11 protein-coding genes are annotated in these 13,681 nt (G+C 62.6%); 5 read left to right on the plus strand and 6 right to left on the minus strand.

The features are described from left to right. Positions 1–29 precede the first annotated feature (29 nt). A complete protein-coding gene (locus HU767_RS08175) occupies positions 30–1,898 on the plus strand; it encodes a DEAD/DEAH box helicase (protein WP_186729204.1) in 1,869 nt (622 codons plus the stop codon). A gap of 251 nt (positions 1,899–2,149) precedes the next feature. On the opposite strand, the gene HU767_RS08180 is transcribed toward HU767_RS08175, so the two are convergent. The 3 genes from HU767_RS08180 to HU767_RS08190 all read right to left on the minus strand — a co-directional run bounded on the left by HU767_RS08180 (position 2,150) and on the right by HU767_RS08190 (position 5,969). Then, positions 2,150–2,731 (minus strand): YceI family protein, encoded by a 582-nt coding sequence (locus HU767_RS08180; RefSeq protein ID WP_186707081.1) that lies wholly within the window; start codon positions 2,729–2,731, stop codon positions 2,150–2,152. Between the two features lie 32 nt (positions 2,732–2,763). Next, positions 2,764–3,315: a cytochrome b gene (locus tag HU767_RS08185; RefSeq protein WP_186729206.1), complete on the minus strand. Its 552-nt coding sequence runs from the start codon at positions 3,313–3,315 to the stop codon at positions 2,764–2,766. A gap of 893 nt (positions 3,316–4,208) precedes the next feature. After that, on the minus strand, positions 4,209–5,969 hold the full coding sequence (locus HU767_RS08190; RefSeq protein ID WP_186729208.1) for a flavin monoamine oxidase family protein: 1,761 nt from the start codon (positions 5,967–5,969) through the stop codon (positions 4,209–4,211). 222 nt (positions 5,970–6,191) lie between these two features. Between HU767_RS08190 and HU767_RS08195 the strand changes: the two genes are divergently transcribed. Both HU767_RS08195 and HU767_RS08200 read left to right on the plus strand, forming a co-directional pair. After that, entirely contained in the window at positions 6,192–7,598 is a 1,407-nt protein-coding gene (locus tag HU767_RS08195; protein WP_186707078.1) for an adenosylmethionine--8-amino-7-oxononanoate transaminase, read from the plus strand. A gap of 168 nt (positions 7,599–7,766) precedes the next feature. Continuing rightward, the gene (locus HU767_RS08200; protein ID WP_186707077.1) at positions 7,767–8,486 is read left to right on the plus strand and encodes a 16S rRNA (uracil(1498)-N(3))-methyltransferase; all 720 of its coding nucleotides are present in this window, start codon (positions 7,767–7,769) and stop codon (positions 8,484–8,486) included. Positions 8,487–8,627: 141 nt separating this feature from the next. On the opposite strand, the gene HU767_RS08205 is transcribed toward HU767_RS08200, so the two are convergent. Together HU767_RS08205 and HU767_RS08210 are read right to left on the minus strand one after the other, a co-directional pair. Next, positions 8,628–9,530: a transporter substrate-binding domain-containing protein gene (locus HU767_RS08205; RefSeq protein WP_186729211.1), complete on the minus strand. Its 903-nt coding sequence runs from the start codon at positions 9,528–9,530 to the stop codon at positions 8,628–8,630. A gap of 21 nt (positions 9,531–9,551) precedes the next feature. Beyond that, positions 9,552–10,793, minus strand: a complete 1,242-nt coding sequence (locus tag HU767_RS08210) for a D-amino acid dehydrogenase (protein ID WP_186729213.1) — start codon at positions 10,791–10,793, stop codon at positions 9,552–9,554. Between the two features lie 105 nt (positions 10,794–10,898). On the opposite strand from HU767_RS08210, the gene HU767_RS08215 reads away from it, so the two are divergent. Beyond that, positions 10,899–11,822: a LysR substrate-binding domain-containing protein gene (locus tag HU767_RS08215; protein ID WP_186729215.1), complete on the plus strand. Its 924-nt coding sequence runs from the start codon at positions 10,899–10,901 to the stop codon at positions 11,820–11,822. Here the strand turns inward: HU767_RS08215 and HU767_RS08220 are convergent. Further along, positions 11,810–12,427 (minus strand): hemolysin III family protein, encoded by a 618-nt coding sequence (locus HU767_RS08220; protein ID WP_122567374.1) that lies wholly within the window; start codon positions 12,425–12,427, stop codon positions 11,810–11,812. The genes HU767_RS08215 and HU767_RS08220 overlap by 13 nt on opposite strands. A 264-nt stretch (positions 12,428–12,691) precedes the next feature. Here HU767_RS08220 and HU767_RS08225 point away from each other — a divergent pair, with 264 nt between their 5' ends. Continuing rightward, the gene (locus HU767_RS08225) at positions 12,692–13,606 is read left to right on the plus strand and encodes a LysR substrate-binding domain-containing protein (protein ID WP_186707073.1); all 915 of its coding nucleotides are present in this window, start codon (positions 12,692–12,694) and stop codon (positions 13,604–13,606) included. The last annotated feature ends 75 nt before the right edge of the window (positions 13,607–13,681 follow it).

Genomic DNA, 13,681 nt, shown 5'->3' on the forward strand with positions numbered 1-13,681 from the left:
GCCAAGCCCTCACTAAAACAGGATTACTCATGTCCTTTGCTTCCCTCGGTCTCTCCGAGGCTTTAGTCGGCGCCATCGAAGCCGCCGGCTATACCCAGCCTACCCCGGTGCAACAGCGGGCCATTCCCGCCGTGTTGCAAGGTCGCGACCTGATGGTCGCGGCGCAGACAGGTACTGGCAAAACCGGCGGTTTCGCCCTTCCGATCCTGGAGCGGTTGTTTCCTAACGGTCACCCAGACAAATCCCAGCGTCATGGCCCGCGCCAACCGCGCGTACTGGTCCTGACCCCCACCCGCGAACTGGCGGCCCAGGTACACGAGAGCTTCAAGATCTATGCTCGCGACCTGAAGTTCGTCAGCGCCTGCATTTTTGGCGGCGTTGGCATGAACCCCCAGGTCCAGGCCATGTCCCGTGGCGTCGATGTACTGGTGGCCTGCCCCGGTCGCCTGCTGGACCTGGCCGGCCAGGGCAGCGTCGATTTGTCCCACGTCGAAATCCTCGTGCTGGACGAAGCCGACCGCATGCTCGACATGGGCTTTGTCCATGACGTGAAGAAAGTCCTCGCCCGCCTGCCTGCCAAGCGCCAGAACCTGCTGTTTTCGGCGACGTTCTCCAAGGACATCACCGACCTGGCCGGCAAGCTGCTGCACAACCCGGAGCGCATCGAAGTCACGCCGCCGAACACCACGGTCGAGCGGATCGAGCAGCGCGTGTTCCGCCTGGCGGCAAGCCACAAGCGTGCCCTGCTGGCGCACCTGATTACCGCCGGCGCCTGGGAACAGGTCCTGGTCTTCACCCGCACCAAGCACGGCGCCAACCGCCTGGCCGAGTACCTGGACAAACATGGCCTGCCGGCCGTGGCGATCCATGGCAACAAGAGCCAGAACGCTCGCACCAAGGCCCTGGCCGATTTCAAGGCCGGCGAAGTGCGCATCCTCGTGGCCACCGACATCGCGGCCCGAGGCCTGGACATCGACCAGTTGCCCCACGTGGTCAACTTCGAGCTGCCGAACGTCGATGAAGATTACGTGCACCGTATCGGCCGTACCGGCCGGGCCGGTCGTTCCGGCGAGGCGATTTCCCTGGTCGCGCCGGACGAAGAAAAACTGCTCAAAAGCATCGAGCGCATGACCAAGCAGAAAATCGCCGACGGCGACCTGATGGGCTTTGATGCCAGCACCATCGAGGCCGAGAAGCCTGAAGTGCGCGAACGTCCGGACGTGCGCAATCCGCGCAACGCCCGTGGCCCACGCGGCGACGGTCCGAATGGCGGCGGTGGCGGCGGCGGTCGCAAAGACAAAGGCAAGGACAAGGGCAAGGAAAAATCGGCCAGCAACAGCAATGGCCGCGGCGAACGCCCTGCCCGCGAGCAAAAGCCTCGCGAAGGCACTCCGGCCCGTGAACAGCAGCGCCCAGCACCGCGTGCCGCAGCCGATCGTGCTCCGGACGAGTTCCTGGATGACGATGTGGATAACTTCGGTAACCGCGTCGACTACGTGCCGCAGCAGAAACCGGCCCAAGGCCGCGGTCGCCGCCCAGGTGCCCCGGCACAGGGCGCCGGTGCAGGCGCTCCGCGCACCGGCACGCCACAAGGTCGCCAGAACGGTCCGCGCAACAGCAACGGCTCGTCCACCGGCACGCCACCGGCCAAGCGCAACGGTCCACGCAACGGTGCCCCCCGTGACGGCCAGGCCCGCCGCGACGACACCCGCCCGCGCCGCCCGGCCCGTGACGACCAGCCTCGCCAGGAACCCGCCGTGCAGAACCCGCGCGGCAACCAACCGAAGATCATGCACAAGGAATCGAAAGCCGATCGTTTCCCGACGCCTGAGCAATTGGACCAGTTGCCAAGCCGCCCACGGGGCGAAAAACCGGCCTTGCTGACACGCAATCGCTGAGTTTTTCCATGCCTTGAAAAATGCCCCATGTCTCACGACCTGGGGCATTTTTTAGCCCAACACAATTCCAAATGTGGGAGCGGGCTTGCTCGCGAATGCGGTCTATCAGGCAATACTTTATCGACTGACCCACCGCATTCGCGAGCAAGCCCGCTCCCACAAAGGATCCTGCGCTGTTGTCAGATTTCATGTGGCAACAAAAAACGCCCCTGATCGCAAGACCAGGGGCGTTTTTTTGTCAGGCGCGAAAGTTACTTCGCTTTGACACCTTCGAACGAGACGTACAGTTCGACCGTGTCGGATTTTGGCCCCAGGTCTTTCTGCTTGCCGAAGTCGGAACGCTTGATGGTAGTGGTGCCTTCGAAGCCGGCACGGTAGCCACCCCATGGGTCCTTGCCTTCGCCCAGGAAAGTCGCCTTGACCACGACCGGCTTGGTCACGCCCAGCAGGGTCAGGTCACCGGTCACATCGGCCGTGTTTTCGCCGGTGGACTTGACGCTGGTGGACACGAACGTGGCCTTGCCGAATTTGCTCGCATTCAAGAAGTCAGCGCTGGCGATGTGCTTGTCACGCTCGGCGTGATTGGTGAACACGCTGGCGGTGTTGACGTTGAACTCGATCTTGCTGGCTTCAGGCTTGGCGGCGTCGAAGCTGAACTTGCCGTCGATGTCCTTGAAGGTACCGGTGATGTAGCTATAGCCCAGGTGGCTGATCTTGAAGTCGACGAAGGCGTGCTGGCCTTCCTTGTCGACCACGTAGTCGGCAGCCATGGCCTGGCCGGCGGACAGCAGGGCAGAACCGATTGCCAGGGCGGCGAGCGTCTTTTTCAACATGCTTTCTATTCCTTTGGAGTCGAGGTTGAACATCAGGCTTCGCGCCCCAGCATTCGCTTGAGGGTCGCGTCACGGTCGATAAAGTGGTGTTTCAATGCTGCCAACGCATGAAGGCCGGAAAAAATTACCAACGCCCATGCCAGGTAAAAATGGATCTGGCCGGCGACGTCTGCCTGATCGGGCAGTCCGGACACCAGCGCGGGTACTTCAAACAGGCCAAACACCGGAATCCCGACACCGTCTGCGGTGGAAATCAGGTAACCGGCAATCATCACGGCGAACAGCCCGAGATACAGTGCGCCATGGCCAAGCTTGGCACTGACGCGAGTCAGGCGTCCGTAGGTTTCCAGGGTCGGTGGCGGCGGGCTGACAAAACGCCAGATCACTCGCAGCACCATCACCGCCAGTAACACCAGGCCAATGCTCTTGTGCAAGTCCGGTGCGTCTTTGCGCCAGGTGCTGTAGTAATCCAGGCCGACCATCCACAGGCCCAGGGCGAACAACCCGTACACCGCCAGGGCAACGGCCCAGTGCACAGCGATACTGACCCAACCATAGCGAGAAGAAGAGTTGCGTAGCTGCATTGCTCATATCCTGTAAAAACTGCGCTCAAGACTAGCGACTTATCTATCGATTTAAAGCGGAAAATTTCGCTTTGAAATATCGAGAAATACGATCATCAGTCTGGAGGCGGTGGGTTAAGGAAAGATTAAAGCGAATGCACTGCGTAATGGCGAGCGGGAACCAGGAGATCAGCTCGGCTGGAAGGCGTCATCGCGAGCGGGCTTGCGTCCTAACAAAGCCAGCGTGGGGCAGCACGCTGACACCTTGCAATCGTTTGGTAGCGAGTCTGCTTACTTATTGACGCACTCAGGCCGGTAAGGATCCATGTCACATCTATAAGTTAATTGAGGGTCGTGCTTTTTCAGCACCATACCGCCGTTAGTGCAGCCAACGACACCAAACACTGCCAATAAAATTAAAGCCGTTATCAATTTCATGTTCGCTCCAGCTTTTATGAGCTTAAAGCTTTGAATTATCAGTTCACCGAGCATTCAGGCTTGTAGGGGTCAAACGTGCACCTGTACGCCAACTGAGGGTCTCGTTTTGGAATCATCGGAGTCATCAGAGGATCCCGGTATTCTCCATACACACACCCATACATCGAAACCAATACGACCATTGCTATGAGTATTTTCATACGCGCGCTCCTGTGTTCAGGAGAGCCTAGATTCCCGGCTTGCCGCGCTCTATCGCCTGCTTCCGGTTAAAGGGTGGGAAGTTTCTGATATATCGCCGAGGCGTGTAGGACGTCAGCAAGCCGTGGCGAGGGAGCTTGCTCCCGCTGGGCTGCGCAGCAGCCCCAAAACAGGGACGCTTCGCGACCCAGCGGGAGCAAGCTCCCTCGCCACGGGTTTGTCGACTGCCTTAAGTGAACAGCATTCGGCCTTTGTGCCGCGCTCTTTCCACCTGACCGTTACTGAGCCTTGGTCTCAGTAGCCGTCGTCGGTTTGACGGCTGGCTTCTTCACCGGCTCGGCCTTTTTCACCGGAGCCTTGGCCGGGGCTTTTTTAGCTGGGGCCTTGGCAGCCGGTTTTTTCGCCGCGGGTTTGGTCGCTGCTTTCTTCGCTGGCTCAACCTTCGCCGGGGCCGGCGCGGGAGGTTCCACCGGGACCGGTGCTGGGGCGGGAGCAGGCGTCGGCGCTGGCGGCGGTGCTACCGACTCTGGCGCCTTCACCGGCTCCGGCTTCTTGTCGTCATCCGAACCGCCAAACAGGTTGCTGAAGAAGTTGCCCTTCTTCGCCGCCACCGCACCGGCCGCCGCTGCGGCAACCGGTGCCACCTTGGCCGGTTCGAACGACTTGCCGGCCGCCAGATCTTGAACCTGACTGGCTGCCCGCTCGCCGCTGCGCAACGCGCCTTCCAGGGTGCCTGGGTACAAGGTGTCGGTGTGTTCACCGGCAAAGGCTACGCGCTGCAACGGCTTTTCCCACAGGCGCCAGTACTTGCTGATCTGACCGGGGCCAAAGGCCAGGTAGGCGCCGCCCATGGACGGGTCGGTGCTGTAGCGGCGGATCTCATAGCCGGTGAACGCGCCACGGGCCTGTGGATAGAACGCGTGCAGGCGGATCAGCACCTGATCGACCATCTGCTTGTCGCCGAAGGCCTGCATCACCCGGGCGTTGTCGCCGGACAGGTTGATGACCACGTTGGCGCCGCCCTTCATGGCCGGCTCGATCCACATCATGCCCAGGCCGGTGTTGCTGTAGATCTCACCCGACATGCGCGCCTTGCTGTCCCAGACCGGGGTCTTGAACTTGAGCATGATCTGGTCGCGCCAGCCGTAGTTGGTGCCTTTGATCGCACCTTGATGCTGGGCATCCAGGGCCGGGGTCAGCTGGATCTTGTTCAGGGCCCGCAATGGCACCGCCAGCACCACGTAGTCAGCCTGGTAGCCGACGCTGCCGACCTTGACGGTCACGCCGTCCTTGTCCTGGGAGATGGCCGACACGGGCGAGTTGGTCTTGATGGTTTTCAGTTGCTTGACGAACGCCTGGGCCAGGACCGGACTGCCACCGAGCAAGCGCGAGGCCCGCAGGTCGCGGTCGGACACGCCGCGATAGACGCGGTTCTGCTGAGCGAAATACAGCAGCGACAGGCGCGATGGCTCGTCATAACGGGTGCGGATTTCCTGGTTCACCAACTGCCGCGCCGTAGCCGGCAATTGCAGGCGGTCGAGCCAGTTGGACACGGTGATCTGGTCCAGCGCATGCAAGGTGTTGGTGGCCGCGGGGTTCTGCGGGTCATCGATGGAGCGCGCCAGGTCGTCCAGGGTGGTTTCGTAGCGCTTGAGGGCTTCGGCGGTGGCCGGCTGCTTGGTCGCCAGGTCCGCGGCGGTGAAATACGTCCCGTCGATCAGGTAGCTGGGGGTCCGCACGAATTCCGGGGCCGGCGTAGTGCTCAGCTTGAAGGTGGAGACGTACTTGTTCAGCACCGGCTGGGTCTTTTCGTTGCCGATCCACTCGCTGGTGGCCATGCCCGAACGGCCACCCAGGCTCGGCTTGGCTTCCAGCAGGGTCACGGCCCAGCCCTTGTTTTGCAGCTCGTAGGCTGCCGTCAGTCCGGCCAACCCGCCGCCGATGACGATGGCCGTCGGTTGCTTGTCCTTGGCCAGCGCCGAAACGCTGAACAGCCCTATCATCACCAGCGCACAGGCGCGCAGCCAACCAGCAGACATTCAACGAACTCCGGATTAAAACCTAGGAAATTTCAGCTTCGGGCCAGTCGGCCCAGGGAACGGCGAAGAATACGTCAGCCATCAAAACGCCGCCAGCGACGTCTATCGCCTGGCTCAAAGTAGCGCGAATGACACAATGGGTTGTCCCCACGGCCGCCATTGCATAGGCTTGCGCGATTGTTTTGCCCGCGCCCGCCGCGAGCCGCCTCGAGGAGACTGTACATGGGCCTGAATAACCAGTGGATGCAACGCGACCTCGCGGTGCTGTGGCATCCCTGCACCCAGATGAAAGATCACGAACAGCTGCCGCTGATCCCCATCAAGCGCGGTGAAGGCGTGTGGCTGGAAGATTTCGAAGGCAAGCGCTACCTCGATGCCGTCAGTTCCTGGTGGGTCAACGTGTTCGGCCACGCCAACCCGCGCATCAACCAGCGCATCAAGGACCAGGTCGATCAACTGGAGCATGTGATCCTTGCCGGTTTCAGCCACCAGCCGGTGATCGAGCTGTCCGAGCGCCTGGTAAAAATGACGCCCGAAGGCCTGACCCGGTGCTTCTACGCCGATAACGGTTCGTCCTGCATCGAAGTGGCGATGAAGATGAGCTTCCACTACTGGATCAATCGCGGTCGGCCGGACAAGAAGCGCTTCGTCACCCTGAGCAACAGTTACCACGGCGAAACCATCGCGGCGATGTCGGTGGGCGACGTGCCGTTGTTCACGGAAACCTACAAGGCGTTGCTGCTGGACACGATCAAGGTGCCGAGCCCCGACTGTTACCACCGCCCCGAAGGCATGGGTTGGGAGGAGCATTCGCGGAATATGTTCGCCGCCATGGAGCAGACCCTGGCCGAGCACCACGACACGGTGGCGGCAGTGATCGTCGAGCCGCTGATCCAGGGCGCCGGCGGCATGCGCATGTACCACCCGGTGTACCTGAAACTGCTGCGCGAGGCCTGCGACCGCTACGGCGTGCACCTGATCCACGACGAAATCGCCGTCGGCTTCGGCCGTACCGGGACGATGTTTGCCTGTGAACAGGCCGGCATCACCCCGGACTTCCTCTGCCTGTCCAAGGCCCTGACCGGCGGTTACCTGCCGCTGGCGGCGTGCGTGACCACCGACGAGGTCTACAGCGCGTTCTACGACGACTACCCGACCTTGCGCGCCTTCCTGCATTCCCACAGCTACACGGGCAACCCGCTGGCCTGCGCGGCGGCCCTGGCGACGCTGGATATCTTCGAAGAAGACAACGTCATCGAAAACAACCGAGCCCTGGCCCAACGCATGGCCAGCGCGACCGCCCACCTGGCCGACCATCCGAACGTCGCCGAGGTGCGCCAGACCGGCATGGTGCTGGCCATCGAGATGGTCAAGGACAAGGCCAGCAAGACCGCTTATCCATGGCAGGAACGCCGCGGCCTCGCCGTGTTCCAGCATGCCCTGGAGCGCGGTGCATTGTTGCGACCGCTGGGCAGCGTGGTGTATTTCCTGCCGCCGTATGTCATCACCCCCGAGCAGATCGACTTCCTCGCCGAAGTGGCCAGCGAAGGCATCGACATCGCCACCCGGGACAAGGTCAGCGTGGCGGTGCCGAAGGACTTTCACCCGGGTTATCGCGATCCGGGCTGACGACAAATTTCTCTGTGGCGAGGGAGCTTGCTCCCGCTGGGCCGGTCCGACGCTTCGGGCGAAGCGGCCCCTCTTGGCGATTGCTGCGCAATCGAGCGGGAGCAAGCTCCCTCGCCACAAAAGCTCCCTCGCAGCAATGTCGAATTCAGATTCAATAGAGAACAAAACATGAGACTGTCCCGCTTCTTCATCGACGCCCCCCTGGGCCTCGGCGACCACGAACTGCCTGAAGCCCAGGCCCACTACATAGGCCGGGTGCTGCGCATGGCCGAGGGCGATGCGGTGCAGGTGTTCGACGGTTCCGGCCAGGAGTTTCGCGGCACCCTGGCCGAAGTCGGCAAGAAACGCGTGCGGGTGCAACTGGACGAACAGTTCGCCGGACAGCCTGAATCGTCGCTGCGTATTCACCTCGGCCAGGGCCTGTCCCGGGGCGAGCGCATGGACTGGGCGATCCAGAAGGCCACGGAATTGGGGGTCAGCGAGATCACACCGATTTTCAGCGAGCGCTGCGAAGTGCGCCTCAAGGACGAGCGCGCCGACAAACGCTTGCTGCACTGGCGCCAGGTGGCGATCAGCGCCTGCGAACAGTGCGGACGCTCGACCGTGCCGGTGATCCACCCGCCGCTGTTGCTGGCGGACTGGTTGAAGCAGGCCGAGGCCGAACTGAAACTGGTACTGCACCCGGTGGCCGAGCCGCTGGTCAGCCATGACAAACCGTCCACACTGGCCTTCCTGATCGGCCCCGAGGGCGGCTTGTCGGATGCCGAGGTCGAGCAGGCCAAAGCCGCCGGCTACCACGCCGCCCGCCTCGGCCCCCGCGTGCTGCGCACCGAAACCGCGCCGGTGGTGGCGTTGGCGGTGGCGCAGCAGTTGTGGGGGGATTTCTAAGGCTCCGCCCCATTGAAGATGCCAATTAATGTGGGAGCGGGCTTGCTCGCGAAGGCGGTGTGTCAGCCAGCATCAATCTTGACTGACACACCGCCTTCGCGAGCAAGCCCGCTCCCACAAGGGCTCAGCGGTGCATGACACTTACTGCACCGGCTCACTCGTCGGCTTGGCAATGATCGCCTTCAACTCGCTGGTCATCGGAAACTCCAGGTTCAGGCCCTTGGGTGGAATCGGTTTCTGGAACCAGCGGTCGTAGATCTCGTTGATCTCCCCCGACTTGTACAAATCGGCCAGGGTCGCGTTGACCAATGCCAGAAATTGCGGATCGTCCTTGCGCACCATGCAGCTGTAGATTTCCCGCGATTGCTCCTGCCCCACCACCACCCACTTGTGCGGGTCGCGGGCCTTGGCCCGTTCGCCGTAGAGCAGCGCATCGTCCATGTAGAACGCCGCCGCCCGGCCGGTCTCGAGCATCTGGAAGGACTCGCCGTGGTCCTTGGCGCTGATGATGAACATGTCGGCCTTGTTGTCCTGGTTGTAGCTTTTCAGGAAGCGTTCATTGGTGGTGCCGGCGGTGGTCACCACGTTCTTGCCACGCAGGTCGGCGAAGCTGTGAATACCGCTGTCCCTGGCCGTCAGCAACTGGCCCTTCACGTAGATAAAACCATAGGAAAACGCCACTTGCTTCTGCCGCTCGGCCGTCACCCCGGTGGAGCCACACTCCAGGTCCACGGTGCCGTTCTGCACCAGTGGAATGCGGGTCTGGGAGGTAACCAGGTTGTACTTCACATTCAGTTGCGGTAACGCCAGTTGCTGCTTGATGCGCTCGACAATCTTGCCCGCCAGTTCCACCGAATACCCCATCGGTTTGCCGCTGTTATCCGCGACATAGGAAAACGGCACCGAGGCGTCGCGATAGCCCAGGGTGATGGTCTTGCTGCTAGCGATCTTGCCCAGCGTGCCCGCCGTTGGCGCCTCATTGGCAAAAGCCGCGGCGCTCAATAGCAGGCTCAGGGTGCAGCCGATCAACGTGATTTTTTGCATTGTTATTCTCCGTTGGGTGAGTCAGGCGGCGCGGGGCGTCAGGCCCTGCAAGTCGATGGAAGGTGTGTGCTGGCGGATCAGCTCGCTGAGCACGCGAGCACTGCCACACGCCAGGGTAAAACCCAAGGCCCCATGGCCCAGGTTGAGCCACAGGTTACGGTAGCCGGTGGCGCCGATCAGCGGCACGCCGCTGGGGGTGGCCGGGCGCATGCCGGCCCATTCGATAGCACGGGAATAATCCCCAGCCTGGGGAAAAGTTTCCAGGGCCTGGCGCTTGATCAAGGCCAGGCGCTTGGGGTCCGGCGTCGGGTCGAAGCCGACGATGTCGACCATCGCCGCGATTCGCAATTGTTCGCCGATCCGCGCATAGACAACCTTGCGGTCGTAGTCGGTGATGCTCAACTCCGGCGCCTGATGCTCGGGACCAATGGGCACGGTCAAGCTGTAGCCCTTGAGCGGATACAGCGGCATCCGCACGCCGGGCAAGGCGAGCGCGGCGCTGCGGTGGCCGGCAGCGATCACCAGGTGCTCCACCGGCAGCCGCTGCCCGTCCAGCACGATGGCCTGCACCGCGCCATTGGCGTGTTCGATGGCGCTGACCGGCTGCCCCAACAGGAACTCGCAGCGCCCCGAAACGCGCAAACGTGCCGCCAATTGCTGGCAAAACCCATGGCAATCGGCGACTTCCTCATCCGGTGTGTAGATCCCGCCTACATACGGCACGCCGGCCAGGGCCGGTTCCAGGGTCGCGCACTCGGCGGGGCCAAGCACCTGCTGAGAGGCACTGTCCGCCAACCCCTGCCGCGCGCGCCGGAAATGCCCGGCGTCGCGAAATGTCACCAGCTTGCCGTTGCGTCGCCATTCGAAGCCGTCGAGGTGGTCCTGCTCGCGCCAGCCCTGCAAGGTCGCCTGGCTCAATAGCGCCAGGCGCAACAGGTGGGCGCCGTTGCGCCGATTGACCGAAGTCCGGCAGGCGCCAATGAACGCAGCCATCCAGCGCCACTGCGCCGTGTCCAGGCGTGGCCGCAGCTTGAGCGGCGAGTCACCGCGCAGCATCCAGCCCAGGGCCTGCCAGGGCACGCCGGCATCCGCCAGCGGGGCGACATAGCGATAGGACAGCTGGCCACCGTTGGCAAAACTGGTTTCGCTGCCCACGGTCTCCCGGGCCTCCACCACCGTCACGTCGATGCCGTCGCGCACCAGCGCATAAGCCGTCGCCAGCCCCACCACGCCACCGCCGATGATGCAAACCCGCTGAGCCATGTCCGTCTCACATCTGTTTTGAATGGCTTCAGGTTAGGGCCAGGTGACAGGCCGCGAACAATGAATAAAGATGGGCCCCCTATAAACAAAGGTTATGGGCTTGCCATGCGCCTTCGCCATATCGAGATTTTCCAGGCCGTCCGCCAGACCGGCTCCATCAGCGGTGCGGCCCAACTGCTGCACGTTTCGCAACCGGCGGTGACCAAAGTGCTGCAGCATGCCGAGCAGCAATTGGGCTTTGCCTTGTTCCTGCGGGTGCGCGGCAAGTTGCAGGCCACCCCCGAAGCGCTGGAGCTGGAGCGCGAAGTCGACAAGGTCAGCGAGAGCCTGCAAGGTGTCCGGCGCCTCGCCCAGAGCCTGCGGCGCGAGCCGGGCCACAGCTTGCGGATCGGCGCGACACCGGCCCTGGCCTTGTCGCTATTGCCGGCGGCGATCCATCAATGGACCCGACGCTACCCGGACATCGTCTGCGAGTTGTCCAGCGCCCACAGCCGCGAACTGACGCAAAACCTGCTGATGCGCGAAATCGATGTGGCCCTGACCCTGCAACCGCCCGATCATCCAGGACTCAAGGCCCAGGCCCTGGCCAGCGGCGTATTGGTCGCCCTGGCGCCGAGCGGTCATTGGCCCGAAGCGCAGGTGGGCCAGCCGATGCCGTTGCAGGCCCTGGCCGGCGCACCGTTGATCGGCCTGTCCAGTGCCGACCCGCTTTCCGCCAAGCTGGACGGCTATCTCAAGGCCGTGGAACCGCCGCCGCGCATCAGCATCGCCGTACAAACCTATTCACTGGCCCGGGCCATGGTCGAGTCCGGTGCTGGGCTGGCGGTGATCGACCCGTTCACCGCGCTCGGCGCTTCGAGCACTCGCACCGCCATTCGGCCGCTGTCGCCCCCACTGCCGATTTCCCTGTACGCCGTGACCCGGGCCAACGAGGCGCCGGTGCATACCCTCGGCGCGTTGCTGGAGATCTTTGCCAGCCAGGCCCAGGCACAACTGGATCGCCTGTTCGCCGCGGCTCAAAGCACGTAGAACAGAATCGCCACGAAGTGCAGCAAACTGCCCGCCATGACAAACAGGTGCCAGATGCCATGGGCGTGGCGCAACCGGTGGTCGAGGGCAAAAAAGATAATGCCGACGGTGTACAACACGCCGCCCGAGGCCAGCCAGGCGAACCCTGTGCTGCCCAACGCCGCTAGCAAGGGCTTGACCGCCACCAGCACGATCCAGCCCATCACGGCGTAGATCACGATCGACAGGATCCGCGCCTCGGAACGCGGCTTGATTTCCTGCAAGATACCAATCACGGCCAGCCCCCAGACGATCCCGAACAATGTCCAGCCCCAGGGCCCACGCAGGGTCACCAGGCAGAACGGGGTGTAGCTGCCGGCGATCAACAGGTAGATCGAGAAATGATCGACCTTCTGCATGATTTCTTTTTTGCGCCCGCGCACGCTGTGATAGACCGTCGAAGCGCTATACAGCACCAGCAAGGTGAACCCGTAGATCGCCACGCTGACGATCTTCCATGGATCGCCCGCCATTCCGGCGATCACCAGCAACCACACCGCGCCGATAAACGCCGCCACCGCCCCCACCAGGTGCGTCCAGGCGTTGAGTCGTTCCCCGTGATACATCCAATACCACCTCGCATTTAGAAACAGGGGCCAAGGCTCAGGCTTGGCGCTTGAAAGTGCAATGGTTTGTACCCGTGCTAGACACAAACCCGTGGCGAGGGAGCTTGCTCCCGCTTGAGTGCGCAGCGCTCACAAGATTCTTGGGGCGGCTTCGCCACCCAGCGGGAGCAAGCTCCCTCGCCACAAAGGCTCTCCAGCCACATAAATCGCGTCGCCAGGAAGACATGGGGCACAATCGAGCCATACGAATAAGAGTCCGCGCCCATGCTGATCGACGAAGAATTGACCCTGAAGAAACTCGAGGTGTTCCTGGCCTTCATGCGCACCGGCAACCTGGCGCGGGCGGCGGCCGAGTTGCAGACCAGCAACGTCAGCGTGCACCGGGCCATTCACTCGCTGGAAAGCGCCTTGCGCTGCCCGCTGTTCAAGCACGAAGGCCGCAACCTCACGCCGTTGGAAAGCGCCTATGTGCTGGAGGAACGGGCGCAGAAGCTGATCCAGGACGTGGTCGACAGTGTGCGCCTGACCCGTGAGGCCGCCGGCTTCTCCGCCGAGCGCTTCAAGCTTGGCTCGCTGTATTCGCTGACGGTCAAGACCGTGCCGCAGTTGATCATGGGCCTGAAGATCCGCCGCAGCGAACTCAATATCGACCTGATCATGGGTTCCAACATCGACCTGCTGTACAAGCTCAAGAACATGGAAGTCGATGCGATCCTGGTGTCCCTGGACGACAGCGTCAACGACCCGGATTGCGAGCAGATCGCGCTGTTTTCCGATGACATCTTCCTCGCCACGCCGGCCGACTCGCCCTTTGCCCAGCGCAGCGAAGTCGACTTGGCCGAGGTCCGCGACGAAACGTTCATCACCCTGACCCAGGGCTTCGCCACGCATCAGGACGGTGTCCGGGTGTTCAAGCAGGCGGGGTTCGAGCCGAAGGTGGCGATGCAGGTCAACGACATCTTCACCCTGCTGAGCATGGTCAGCTCCGGGGTGGGCTACGCCTTGCTGCCAGGCCGGATTGCGGCGGTGTATGAAAACCGGGTGAAGCTGATCCCGTTGCAGGAAAAGTACCGGTTGCAGCAGCACATTGGCGTGGTGTTCCTGAAGGCCAAGGAGCGCGATCCGAACTTGCTGGCGCTGTTGGCGGAGTGCCGGATGTATGCCAATCGGCAAGCTTGAAACCGAGTCGCCCCCTTCGCGAGCAAGCTCGCTCCCACATTGGATCGGTGTTCACAAATCCCCTGTGGGAGCGAG

Origin of the sequence: Pseudomonas sp. SWRI179 (assembly GCF_014268705.1) — a bacterium.
Classification (GTDB): Bacteria; Pseudomonadota; Gammaproteobacteria; order Pseudomonadales; family Pseudomonadaceae; genus Aquipseudomonas; species Aquipseudomonas zanjanensis.

Coding starts and splice junctions, on each gene's coding strand:
- HU767_RS08175 (WP_186729204.1), top strand. CDS start 30: ATGTCCTTTGCTTCCCTCGGTCTCTCCGAGGCTTTAGTCGGCGCCATC.
- HU767_RS08180 (WP_186707081.1), bottom strand. CDS start 2,731: ATGTTGAAAAAGACGCTCGCCGCCCTGGCAATCGGTTCTGCCCTGCTG.
- HU767_RS08185 (WP_186729206.1), bottom strand. CDS start 3,315: ATGCAGCTACGCAACTCTTCTTCTCGCTATGGTTGGGTCAGTATCGCT.
- HU767_RS08190 (WP_186729208.1), bottom strand. CDS start 5,969: ATGTCTGCTGGTTGGCTGCGCGCCTGTGCGCTGGTGATGATAGGGCTG.
- HU767_RS08195 (WP_186707078.1), top strand. CDS start 6,192: ATGGGCCTGAATAACCAGTGGATGCAACGCGACCTCGCGGTGCTGTGG.
- HU767_RS08200 (WP_186707077.1), top strand. CDS start 7,767: ATGAGACTGTCCCGCTTCTTCATCGACGCCCCCCTGGGCCTCGGCGAC.
- HU767_RS08205 (WP_186729211.1), bottom strand. CDS start 9,530: ATGCAAAAAATCACGTTGATCGGCTGCACCCTGAGCCTGCTATTGAGC.
- HU767_RS08210 (WP_186729213.1), bottom strand. CDS start 10,793: ATGGCTCAGCGGGTTTGCATCATCGGCGGTGGCGTGGTGGGGCTGGCG.
- HU767_RS08215 (WP_186729215.1), top strand. CDS start 10,899: ATGCGCCTTCGCCATATCGAGATTTTCCAGGCCGTCCGCCAGACCGGC.
- HU767_RS08220 (WP_122567374.1), bottom strand. CDS start 12,427: ATGTATCACGGGGAACGACTCAACGCCTGGACGCACCTGGTGGGGGCG.
- HU767_RS08225 (WP_186707073.1), top strand. CDS start 12,692: ATGCTGATCGACGAAGAATTGACCCTGAAGAAACTCGAGGTGTTCCTG.